Annotated in this window: 10 protein-coding genes and 1 pseudogene; 7 read left to right on the top strand and 4 right to left on the bottom strand. The window is 64.4% G+C overall.

Translation table 11 applies throughout. The features are described from left to right. Positions 1–322: pseudogene (locus tag A5712_RS09320) on the top strand (hypothetical protein); the annotation flags it as partial. Between the two features lie 24 nt (positions 323–346). Here A5712_RS09320 and A5712_RS09315 read toward each other — a convergent pair. The 3 genes from A5712_RS09315 to A5712_RS09305 all read right to left on the bottom strand — a co-directional run bounded on the left by A5712_RS09315 (position 347) and on the right by A5712_RS09305 (position 4,035). After that, the gene (locus A5712_RS09315) at positions 347–1,858 is read right to left on the bottom strand and encodes a class I adenylate-forming enzyme family protein (protein WP_068103802.1); all 1,512 of its coding nucleotides are present in this window, start codon (positions 1,856–1,858) and stop codon (positions 347–349) included. 263 nt (positions 1,859–2,121) lie between these two features. Further along, a complete protein-coding gene (locus A5712_RS09310) occupies positions 2,122–3,261 on the bottom strand; it encodes an epoxide hydrolase family protein (RefSeq protein ID WP_068103801.1) in 1,140 nt (379 codons plus the stop codon). 153 nt (positions 3,262–3,414) lie between these two features. Then, positions 3,415–4,035: a TetR/AcrR family transcriptional regulator gene (locus A5712_RS09305; RefSeq protein ID WP_231982077.1), complete on the bottom strand. Its 621-nt coding sequence runs from the start codon at positions 4,033–4,035 to the stop codon at positions 3,415–3,417. Between the two features lie 76 nt (positions 4,036–4,111). Here A5712_RS09305 and A5712_RS09300 point away from each other — a divergent pair, with 76 nt between their 5' ends. Next, on the top strand, positions 4,112–5,710 hold the full coding sequence (locus A5712_RS09300; protein WP_068103797.1) for an NAD(P)/FAD-dependent oxidoreductase: 1,599 nt from the start codon (positions 4,112–4,114) through the stop codon (positions 5,708–5,710). On the opposite strand, the gene A5712_RS09295 is transcribed toward A5712_RS09300, so the two are convergent. After that, complete coding sequence (locus A5712_RS09295; RefSeq protein ID WP_082973365.1) at positions 5,711–6,412, bottom strand: TetR/AcrR family transcriptional regulator; 702 nt, start codon at positions 6,410–6,412, stop codon at positions 5,711–5,713. 54 nt (positions 6,413–6,466) lie between these two features. On the opposite strand from A5712_RS09295, the gene A5712_RS09290 reads away from it, so the two are divergent. The 5 genes from A5712_RS09290 (at position 6,467) to A5712_RS30150 (ending at position 10,631) form a co-directional block, all read left to right on the top strand. Next, positions 6,467–7,339, top strand: coding sequence for a hypothetical protein (locus A5712_RS09290; RefSeq protein ID WP_068103793.1), 873 nt, complete (start codon positions 6,467–6,469; stop codon positions 7,337–7,339). An 8-nt stretch (positions 7,340–7,347) separates the two neighbouring features. After that, positions 7,348–8,391, top strand: a complete 1,044-nt coding sequence (locus A5712_RS09285; protein ID WP_068103790.1) for a tyrosine protein kinase — start codon at positions 7,348–7,350, stop codon at positions 8,389–8,391. Positions 8,392–8,407: 16 nt separating this feature from the next. Continuing rightward, the gene (locus A5712_RS09280) at positions 8,408–9,526 is read left to right on the top strand and encodes a phosphotransferase family protein (RefSeq protein ID WP_068103789.1); all 1,119 of its coding nucleotides are present in this window, start codon (positions 8,408–8,410) and stop codon (positions 9,524–9,526) included. 1 nt (position 9,527) lies between these two features. Next, the gene (locus tag A5712_RS09275) at positions 9,528–10,280 is read left to right on the top strand and encodes a hypothetical protein (protein ID WP_068103788.1); all 753 of its coding nucleotides are present in this window, start codon (positions 9,528–9,530) and stop codon (positions 10,278–10,280) included. Positions 10,281–10,370: 90 nt separating this feature from the next. Next, positions 10,371–10,631 (top strand): fibronectin-binding protein, encoded by a 261-nt coding sequence (locus tag A5712_RS30150; protein ID WP_156766491.1) that lies wholly within the window; start codon positions 10,371–10,373, stop codon positions 10,629–10,631. The last annotated feature ends 1 nt before the right edge of the window (position 10,632 follow it).

Here is a 10,632-nt window from a genome sequence, read left to right as displayed (position 1 = left end):
CGAGACCGCGGCCTACGACCCACGGGTGCGAGAACAGCAGCAAAAACTGATCGACCAAGTCGTCGTGGCGCTGACCACATACATCGGCCAAGCGCAGACTGCCGGAGTTGCCGATCCCCATCTGGACGCCGCACGCACTGCGCCGTGGCTGATCTGGATGATCGAACGCGGGCTCTATCAATTGGTCGGGGACGTCGACGACGAGGAGGTCGAGCGTCAACTCGATGCGCTGACCGAGATCGTTTGGCGCGTGGTCTATCTCAGCGGTCGTGCCGCCGCGGGCGGGCGAACCGCCAGGAACAGAAAGAGATCGGACGACTAGTTCGCGACACCGGCTTCGCCAGGGTCAGACACTGCTCACATTCAATTCGCCGCGCAGCAAGTGTTTTTGGACCTTGCCGGCCCCGTTGCGCGGGACGACCGCGAAAATGAACTCGCGGGGAATCTTGTAGTCGGCGATGCGCCGGCTGCAGTGCTGTCGCAGCGACGCGGGCGTGAGGTCAGACCCGGGAGCAGCGGTGAGGAACGCCACGACCGTTTCCCCCCATTCCTCGTCGGGCCGACCCACCACGGCCACGTCGATCACATCGGGGTGGTCGGCGATGGCCTGCTCGACTTCGGCGGAGTACACGTTGCGCCCGCCGGTGATGATGACGTCTTTCAGCCTGTCGACAAGACGCATGGCGCCGTCCTCGTAGACCTGCATCAGGTCACCGGTGTGCAGCCAGCCGTCGCGGATCACTTCCTGGGTCGCTTGCGGTTGGTTCCAGTAGCCCTTGGTGATCGCCTCGCCACGAAACACGAGTTCGCCAACCTGACCCGGTGGCGTGTCGTTACCGTGCTCATCGATGACGCGCGCCTCGACGAACGGCTGGGCAAGGTGGCCGCTCGACTGCGGACGGGAGCGCACCTGCTCCATCGTGGAGTAAATGCCCGTGGGTCCAGCCTCGGTCTGGCCGCACTGTTGAAAGAACGAGACGCGCGGAAACGCGGCCAGTAGCCGCTCGACGGCCGCGGGCGGCATCGGCGCGGCGCCGAAGATTCCAACACGCCATGATGTCAGGTCGCGGCCGCTGGCCTCGTAGCAGCGAAGGATTTGCTGGTACATGGTCGGAACGCCGAAAAGCCATGTGGTTCGGTGCCGTTCGATCGCATCGAGCACCGTTCGCGGATCGAACTTCGGGACGACGATGTGCGTTCCACCCAGCAGCGTCGTCGCGTTCATGAATGTCATCCCGCCCGAGTGATACATCGGCGCCAAGTGCAGATAGCGATCCCCGTCACGCAAGCCCAGCGAAACGATCTGCGCCATCGCCGCCCACACGGCACGGTGGTGATCCAGCAGCACCCCCTTGGGCTTTCCCGTGGTGCCCGACGTATAGAGAATGAACGCGTCGTCCTGCTCGATTGCGCGATCCTCGTGTAGCGGATCGGCGTAGCCGCCGGACAGCAGATCGGGATGGCGACTCGACGGGCCCAGCGAAAGTAACGTGGTGGCCGCCCCATGACCCGCCGTCTCGGCCAGCTGGGCCTCACCGGCGCTGAACGCCAACACGGTGCTGCCGGAATCCTGAAGGATGTGCACGATCTCGGGCGCGGCCAGCCTGGTGTTCACCGGCACGACGATCGCGCCGAGGCGCGACGCGGCGTGCGAGGCGATGATGAATTCCGGCGAGTTCGACGACAGGACGGCGATCCGGTCCCCTTTGCGCAACCCGAAAGCCTCGAGCGCCGATGCGGCATTGGCGATGTCTATCTCGAGTTGTCGCCACGTCCAGCGCCGCTCAGCGGTGACTATCGCCTCGCGCTCGCCGACCCGAGTTGCGTTCAGTAACGCCGTTCCGCCTATGGTCGGCATGTTCTGCCTTCGCTATTGTCGCGATTATTGAGCCTAGCAATATCAATATAGAGAGGTCCCGCAGCGGGGTCAACGACGCTGCGGCGGGAGCTAGCGATTCCCGACGGCGGACGGCACTCGGCTCAACGAATCTCTCGACAAAGCCGAAACCGAGCGCTTCCGCGCGGTGCGCCTCTAACACCACAGTGCCCGGATCGTCGACAATGACCCCAACCTTCATCGGCATTTTCCTCGGCCCACACCGCCAACCGCATGACAGCCATCTAGGAGAGCGCCCGGATGCCGGCGCGGACCTCTTCGACGAAGATCTCAGGCTGTTCCAAAGCGGCGAAGTGACCACCTTTGTCGACGGAGTTGTAGTAGCGCAGGCCGGTAAACCTGGTGCGAAGCCACCGTTCGCTGACGTTGACGATTTCCTTGGGGAACCGGGTATAGGCCGACGGCGTGGCAACCGCGTCGAATGAGCTGATCATCGAGAAGCTCTCCCAGTACAAGCGCGCCGAGGAGGCGGCGGTATTGGTCAACCAGTACACCATCACGTTGTCCAGGATCACGTCGCGCGGCACCGCGTTTTCCGGGTGCCCTTCGCAGTCGGTCCAGGCGTAGAACTTCTCGGTGATCCAGGCGAGCTGACCGACCGGCGAGTCGGCCAGCCCGTAGCCCAGCGTCTGTGGCCGGGTGGCCTGTTGCATCGCGTAGGCGCCCTCCTGCTCCATGTAGGCCGGCAGCCCACCGACGGCTTGCTCATCGGGCGTCAGCTCCCCCAGTCCGGCCAGGGCCTCCGGTGAGGCCAACGCCATGTTGACGTGGATGCCGAGCAGCCCGGCTGCGGGCTTGGTGGCCATTGCGGTGGTCACGAATGCGCCCCAATCACCGCCCTGCGCATAGTAATTGCCGTAGCCAAGGCCGAGCATGAGTTCGCTCCACGCCTCCGCGATCCGCTCGATGCCGACCCCGGGGGCCGATGGCTTGTCACTGAATCCATATCCGGGCAGGGACGGAATGACGACGTGAAACGCGTCGTCGATGTGCCCGCCAAAGCGTTCCGGGTCGGTCAGCGGACCTATCACGTCGAGAAACTCGACCACCGAGCCTGGCCAACCATGGGTCAAGATCAATGGCCGGGCTTCGGGATGCGGGGAGGACGCATGCAGGAAGTGGATGCCCAGATCACCGACGGTCGCATGGAACTGCGGATACGCGTTGAGCCGGTTGGCGATCCGGTACATGTCGTAGTCTTCTGCCCAATAGCGCGCCAGTTCGCGCAGATATGCCGACGGGATCCCCTGGGACCAGTCGGATACGGTTTCGGCGTCCGGCCACCGGGTCCGCGATATTCGTGCGCGCAGGTCGGCGATATCGGCGTCGGAAATTTCTACACGAAAGTCTCGGATCTCGACCATGGCGGCAACGCTTCTTCCTTCAGTGTTAACGCGCACTTACTTGATGAACGACGATCATACGAACGGGTTGCTTTTTACTTCAACGACGATAGCGCCCAACTGCACTTGGTCAAGAACAATCGTTCGCAACGACGAAGCGTCGCGGCTTCGCAGCTAGGGCAGTGGTCGGCGGGCGATCTCTCGCGCCGAGGCCGCATCGAGGCCGAAGCCGCGCAACATCATCTCCGCGCCTCGCGACTCCGTCTTCGGGCCCGGGGGAATCCGGCCGGCCAAGATTGCCCGGATAGCGGCCAGCGCGGCCCCGACGACCGAGGTAAGGACCAGGTCCAGATCGTCGAGAACGAATCGGCCCGATTTCCGGCCGCGTGACAGGGTTTCCATGGCCCAGGGCGTCACCGCGTCCTCGAAAGTCGAATTGGCGCGATCGAGTTCGACGAGGACCCGCGCCAGTTCGGGCTCGTCCCGGCTGAACCGGAGGAAACGCCGGTAGGACACGGATGCGGCCTCCGCAGGGTCGGTGAACTCGAGGGCATCCGCTCCGATCCGGCCCGCGAGGCCGGCGAGGACCTGGGCCACGACCGCCTCGATGAGCGCGTCCTTCGACGGGAAATAGGTGTAAAAGGTGCCGAAGCCGAGGTCGGCGAGATCGGTGACATCGCCAATTCGAAGGTCGGACACCCCGTTCTCGGCGATCAAGCGCTGGGCGGCGTTCAACAGACGTTGGCGCGCTTCGGCCTTACGGCGATCGCGACGTCCCATCGGGGCGGTTGACATCGTCACGACAGCAGTATCGCACTCGATCTATCTCTCAATCTTGATTTTGGTATCGAGTTCGATCAGGATCGCAGATATGACGAACCCCGCCGTGCCCACCGAAGCCGACTTCGTGATCATCGGGGCCGGACACAACGGCCTGACCGCCGCGTGTTACCTGGCCCGCGCGGGATTTCGGGTGGCCGTCCTGGAGGCATCGCCCACCGTAGGCGGCATGACCTCCACCAACGCCACCCTGTCGAGCGCGCCGGGCCACTACTTCAACGAGGGCGCGATCCAGCTGACCGGAATCTTTCGGCTTTCCGGCGTCGCCGAGGATCTCGAGCTGCACAAGTACGGGCTGCAGCAGATATCGGTGGACCCCGCGCACATCCAGTTGTCTCCGGACGGAAGCTCCTTGGCCATTTGGAAGGATGCCAGTCGCACCGCCGACGAGTTAAGGCGGTTCTCGCCGAAGGACGCTCGAGCCTGGCTGGACATGGCCAACGCGCTGGCTCCCATCATGGACGTGGTTGTCGCGTACATGAAATCGCATCCGCTGCGGCCGTTCAATCGCGAGATGGCGGGCTCGCTGCTGGGCGCCACCCGTCACCTCAAGGATGTGTGGAGCCTGCGCAGCATGGCGACCGCGTCGCACACCGAGTTCCTCGAGGAGAATTTCGAAACCGAGTTACCCAAGGGCGCTTTGGCGGCCATGGCCGCGTTCTCGCAAATGCGTCTGGACGTGACCGCCTGGGCCATGATCTATCTCGGTGTCGTACAGAAGGTTTCGAATGCGATGCCGGTCGGCGGTACCGGCGCCCTGCCGGCCGCCCTGCACCGGTGCCTCACCGCGCTCGGCGGAACCGTACATACCGGCAGCCGAGTGCAGCAGCTCGTCGTGTCCAACGACCGTGTGACGGGGGTGCTACTCGAATCCGGTCAACTCGTCAGGTCCCGCAACGGCGTCCTGACCACCTGCAACCCCGTGGTGACGCTCAACGAACTGCTGCCGCCGGGCACGCTGGATACCAAACTGTCGGTGCGGGCCAAGGACATTCCGATTCGCAAGACGCATGCTACGTCGCTCAAGATCAACGTCGCCCTCGAGGGCCGCGTGACGATGAAGAAGCACGAGGACTGGCGCGGCGACGGTCTGGACCTGCGCAAGTACCTCGTCGCCTGGCACACCCTGGAGGAACAGGACGCCGGCTGGAACGCCCTGGTTCGCGGCCAGTGGCCCGACCCGGTCCCAGTGAGTTGCGCCATCATCCCGACCGCAGTCGATCCCACCCAGGCCCCCGAGGGTCACGACAATTTGTGGCTGTGGTCGGGGGTTATCCCTGTCACGCCGGAGGAGCCGTGGGAGGACGTGCGCGACAAGATCGGTGACGCCGTATTGCGTGATTCTGCACAGTATTACGAGGGACTCGACCGACTCGAGATCGGTCGGGCGGTGCTCGGTGGGCCCGACCTCGAGGCAAGGTTCAACGCTCCGGCGGGCAACGTCTACCACGTCGACCCGCTGATCTCAAGGTTCGGGCCGCTGAAGCCGGCAGCCGGGCTGGCCGGATATCGGACGCCCGTCAAGGGGCTCTACCTCAGCGGCGCCGGCACGCACCCCGTCGGTGGCGTGTGCGCGCTTCCGGGAAAGTTGGCCGCCCAGACGGCGATTCGCGATCAGAAAGCGCGATGACTACTTGGTTCTCTGCGCCTGCCCTCGATCGGCCGCCGCGCGGACGATTGCTTCGGCCTCCTTCGGCGGCAGCCCGAGTGACGCCAGCACGTGCCGGGCGAAAGCCTCGTGGGCGTGCGCCCCGTGGCGACCGTCAAGGATTTCTCGAATCAGCGCGAACGCGCCGCCGATCACCGCGGTGAGCAGGACCTCGATATCGCCGACGACAAAGCGCCCACTTTCGATTCCGCGCTCGACGGCGATGCGCGCGTACGGGTGCACCGCGTCGCCGAACAGCGCCTCAGAGTGACCGATGTTGACGATCAGGCGCGCGAAGTCGGGTTCGTCGTAGGCGAGCTGAATGACTTGAAGGTTTGCCACTGCCACGACCTCGGCCGGGTCGGTGTCGTCATCGACGTTGGTGATGATCGCCGACGTCAGGTCGGAGAGGCTTTCGGTGATGACCGCCTCGAGGAGCTCCTCTTTGGACTGGAAATAGTTGTAGAAGGATCCCAACGCTACATCGGCTTCTTCGGTGATGTCCTGGATGCGCAGACCGGCCACCCCTTTGGCGGCGATGAGCGTCCGGCCGGCGTCCAGCAGCAGCCGCCGAGTGCGCAACCGCTGACGTTCGGTGCGCGTCGTCGCCCTGCCCTCGGTTTCCGACGTCACACCAGGATTCTTACTGAATGAATCACTTTTCACTCTTGAAAGTATATTCATCGAATGCTAGCTTAGCCCTGCCGAGGCGAACCGACTCACAAATAGGGGGCGCCGATGATTACGACGATTTTGGCGGCGACGATCCCGCAGCCGCCGGTCGATGCGGAGATGCCCAAGACGGCGGAGACGATCTTCAACGTCTTTATCTTCATTCCGCTGGGCATCGCGCTGGCTCTGGCGCTGCGCAAGCTACTCAAGGGGCAGGGGCCGCTGCTGCTGTACTGCATCCTGGGCGGGGCGTTGGCCTGCAGCTTCGAGCCGGTCGTCGACGTGCTCGGCCTGGTGTTCTTGAAGGAGCGAAATGCGTTGGGCACGTTCACGATCCTGGACCGCACGATGCCGCTCTACATCTGTTTCGTCTACCCCTGGTACGTCGGCGGGCTGGGCTACCTCGCCTACAAGCTGTTCAAGCGCGGCGTCACGATGCGCGATCTGCTTCTGCTGTGGGCGACCGACTTTCTCGTCGACATCTTCCTGGAAAGCCCGGGCATACTTGCGGGAACCTACCTTTACTACGGCCACCAGCCGTTCAACATCTGGGGATTTCCGTTGTGGTGGGGATTCGTCAACCCGGTGATGCCTATGGTCGCCGGCGCGTTGATCTTCCACGTTCGTCCGCACCTCGACACGGCCTGGAAGCTGCCCGCGGTGATCGCGTGCATCCCGATGGCCGACGGCATCGCCAACGGCGCCACCGCCTGGCCGATGTGGGCGGCGCTCAACCAGGCGGATGTCTCCTACGTCTGGACCTACCTGGCGTCCCTCGTCACCCTCGGGCTGGCGCTGTTCTCGGTGTGGACCATCGGGTTGTCCGTCGTCGGTCGCGGTGAGTTGGTGCACCCGGAGTCGGAGACGTTGTGGCAGAAGCTCAAAGCGATCACGACAGCGCCCTCGCGGTTAGCGGTCCCCGACCCCGTCACCGCGTAGGAGCGGAAATGCCACTCGCAACGCATTCCGGTGACACCGACCTGCTGTTGCCGCTGCCGGCCGCCGGGGAGCAGTGGGATCCGCACCTAATCCACACCCACTACTTCGGTTTCTCCGTTCCCGAGGCGGCGATCGGCGCCTTCCTCTACGTGCGCTACCAACCGGCATTCCCGCTGTCGCAGGGCGGCGTCTGCATCTTCCAGGGCACCGACAACGTCGAATACACCGACATGGCCTTCCTCGACTACGAGGTCACGATGCCATGGCCGCGCGTCGAGGGCAGCACGATCACCACCGACAACGGCTTGCAGATCGACTTTGTTGAGCCGGGCCGCGCCGCGCGCATCGCCTACCGCAGTAGCGACGGGGCTTGCGTCGTCGACGTCGTCGCCGAGGCCGTGACCCCCCTCCTGGCCCGGGGGCATGTCATGCCGGGCGAGGAAAACCACCACGACGTCGCCCGCGAACCCGGCGGCAGCGAGCAATTCATGCGCATGACCGGCGAATTGGTGCTCGACGGCACGACCTATCCGGTCGACTGTTATGCGCCGCGGGACCGCTCTTGGCGTCAGATCCGGGTGGAACGCCGCGGCGCGGTCCCGGTTCCGCCCGTCGGCTGGTCACCGATGTACTTCGGTCCCGACCTCATCTTCAACCAGATCAGTTTCGAGCCGCTGGACACCGACCCGGCTTGGGCCGGGCTGTACAACGTTGGCGACCGCCCATCGCATCACTTCGCCTGGATCCAGCGCGGCGACGAGACCCGCTCGATCAAGTGGGTGCGCCGCAACGTCTTGGAATATCACCCGCGGATTCACCTGCCGACCCGCCAGGAGATCACGGCCGAAGACGAAACCGGCGAGGTGTACCGGTTCCAGGGCGAGGCGATCGCATGCGCGTCGCTACCGGCCTGGCCCAACACATCGTTTCACGACAGCGTGTACCGCTGGACCGACGAACAGGGCCGCACCACTCACGCGACGTATCAGGAACTGTGGTTCGACCAATACCAGCGGATGATGAAACGCCGCTCACTTGCGGCCTCGCACTGACGGAACAGGAGCAACGATGGCCCTGAAGAACATCATCGACACCGAGCTGGCCGCCAAACGGCTAGCCGACTGGCTGGCATCGAAAAAGCCTGACGCGCAGGGCATAACCGTGACCGACGTGTCCGTGCCGGGCGCGGGAGGGCTCTCCAATGAGACGGTTCTGTTCACGGCTTACTGGCGCGATGCCGACGGTGAACAGACCCAGGGCATGGTCGCGCGCGTGCAGCCCGACGGGCCCGGCGTGTTCCGGGAGTACGACCTGGCCAAGGAGGCTGCCGTCATCCGGGCGCTCGCCGATCACTCGCCGGTCCCGGTGCCCCGGGTGTACTACTTCGAAGACGATCCGTCCGTCTTCGGCGCGCCGTTTCTGGTGATGCAGCGGATCGACGGTCGCATCCCCGCCGACGACCCCCCGTTCACCGCGGCCGGGTGGGTGTTAGACCTGACGCCCGATCAGCGACGTCAGATGTGGCACAACAGCATCGACGTGCTGGCGCAGATCCACAGCGTTGACTGGTGCGCACTCGGGCTGGAGTTCCTCGATACACCCGCGAACCACAGCGGCCTCGACGCGGGGCTAGCTCAATGGCGAGGCATATTCGAGTGGGCGGGCGAGGGCGAGCCGAATCCAACGATCGAGGCGGCGTTGCGTTGGTTGGACGAACACCGGCCGAACCGCGACGAACCCAAGGTTCTCAATTGGGGAGATGCACGGGTGGGCAACATGATCTTCTCCGAAGAGCTTTCGCCGGTGGGTGTGCTCGACTGGGAGATGGTGGAACTGGCCGCCCCCGAGCAGGACTTTGGTTGGTGGCTGTTCTTGATGCGCCACCACACCGAGGGCGTCGGGCTTCCGTTGCCGGCGGGCATCCCGGACCGCGGCGAAACAATCGACTATTACCAGCAGGCCACCGATCACATGCTGCGCGACCTCGACTACTACGAGGTACTGGCGGGCACCAAGCTCGCGATCCTGATGGTCCGCGCCGCGCACATGATGATCGCGGCCGGACTGCTGCCGCCGGACTCCCCTATGGCGCAAAGCAACCCGGCCAGCCAGCTCGTCGCGAAGCTTCTTGACCTGCCGGCTCCCACCGGGATCACCACGAGCTTCATCGGGAATCGAGGCCAGTGACATGAACGCTCAGGCGACGTTCCAGCGGATTTGCGCGTACAGCGGCATCATTTGCGTGCTGCTGTTCTTCGGCGGATTTGTCGCCGCCGGTTTCCTGCCGCCGCTGTCGCCGGGCATGTCCGCGGCGCAAGTCGCGGCTCATTACCAGGCGCACACCGCCGGCATCCGGTTGGGCGCCGGGCTGATCTTCCTCAGCTCTGGGTTTTACGTATGGTTCACAGCGGTGATCTCCGGGCAGATGCGGCGCATCCCGGGCGTGCACCCCACCGTCGTCAACGCGCAGCTGGCCGGAGGGGCGTTCGCGTGTTTGACGTTTTTGGTGCCGGCGCTGATGTTCGCCATCACGGCGTTTCGTCCCGACCGCTCACCCGATGCCACCCTGCTGCTCAACGACATCAGCTGGATCATGCTGGTAATGCCCTGGATCCCGTTCATGGCTCAGTACTTCGCATTTGCCTTCGCGATCCTGTCGGACCCAAGACCACAGCCGTTGTTTCCCCGTTGGCTCGCCTACTTCAACATCTGGACCGAGTTGATGTTCACGCCCGCGATCATCCTGCCGTTCTTCAAATCCGGCCCGTTCGCCTGGAACGGGATCTTCGTGTTCTGGATACCGGCCACGGTGTTCGTCGCCCTGTTCGTCGTCAACGCGACGTGGCTGATCAAGGCGATCAACTCCGAGGCCAACGAATCACTCGGTACCGGTGTCACCGGCGAGCACGAAAAGCTAAGCGGCGCGACCAGCCACACCTAGGGCTTGGGTCTACCTGGGACTTGTGTGAGACTTCACGTCTCAATATACTGGCTTGGCCTCGCAGCGCTGCCGACCGGAGAGGGGGCCTGCATGTCCGCCTTGAAAAGAGCCGCAATCGTCGCGCTGGGCACCGTGACGACCGGCCTGTGTCTCGCCGCACCGGCAGGTGCCGACCCGGGCTTCGATCCCTGCCACTCGAGTGTTCCGTTCCTGTGCCGCATGTTCCCGATGATGCCCGACCTCGACCACGACATCGACCTCAGCCAAGACCCCAACGCCTGGACCGGCGGACATGGACCCGCCACCCAGCCGGGCGGCGATCAGCCGGGTGCCGACCTCAACAGCGGATAGC

It is taken from the genome of Mycobacterium sp. E2327 (assembly GCF_001672675.1).
Classification (GTDB): Bacteria; Actinomycetota; Actinomycetes; order Mycobacteriales; family Mycobacteriaceae; genus Mycobacterium.
Note: the sequence above shows the minus strand (reverse complement) of the source record. Positions and strands in the feature narration are given on the sequence as shown.

Bases quoted from the DNA above. Each gene is read 5' to 3' on its own strand.
- A5712_RS09315 (WP_068103802.1), bottom strand. From the start codon at position 1,858: ATGCCGACCATAGGCGGAACGGCGTTACTGAACGCAACTCGGGTCGGC.
- A5712_RS09310 (WP_068103801.1), bottom strand. From the start codon at position 3,261: ATGGTCGAGATCCGAGACTTTCGTGTAGAAATTTCCGACGCCGATATC.
- A5712_RS09305 (WP_231982077.1), bottom strand. From the start codon at position 4,035: ATGTCAACCGCCCCGATGGGACGTCGCGATCGCCGTAAGGCCGAAGCG.
- A5712_RS09300 (WP_068103797.1), top strand. From the start codon at position 4,112: ATGACGAACCCCGCCGTGCCCACCGAAGCCGACTTCGTGATCATCGGG.
- A5712_RS09295 (WP_082973365.1), bottom strand. From the start codon at position 6,412: ATGAATATACTTTCAAGAGTGAAAAGTGATTCATTCAGTAAGAATCCT.
- A5712_RS09290 (WP_068103793.1), top strand. From the start codon at position 6,467: ATGATTACGACGATTTTGGCGGCGACGATCCCGCAGCCGCCGGTCGAT.
- A5712_RS09285 (WP_068103790.1), top strand. From the start codon at position 7,348: ATGCCACTCGCAACGCATTCCGGTGACACCGACCTGCTGTTGCCGCTG.
- A5712_RS09280 (WP_068103789.1), top strand. From the start codon at position 8,408: ATGGCCCTGAAGAACATCATCGACACCGAGCTGGCCGCCAAACGGCTA.
- A5712_RS09275 (WP_068103788.1), top strand. From the start codon at position 9,528: ATGAACGCTCAGGCGACGTTCCAGCGGATTTGCGCGTACAGCGGCATC.
- A5712_RS30150 (WP_156766491.1), top strand. From the start codon at position 10,371: ATGTCCGCCTTGAAAAGAGCCGCAATCGTCGCGCTGGGCACCGTGACG.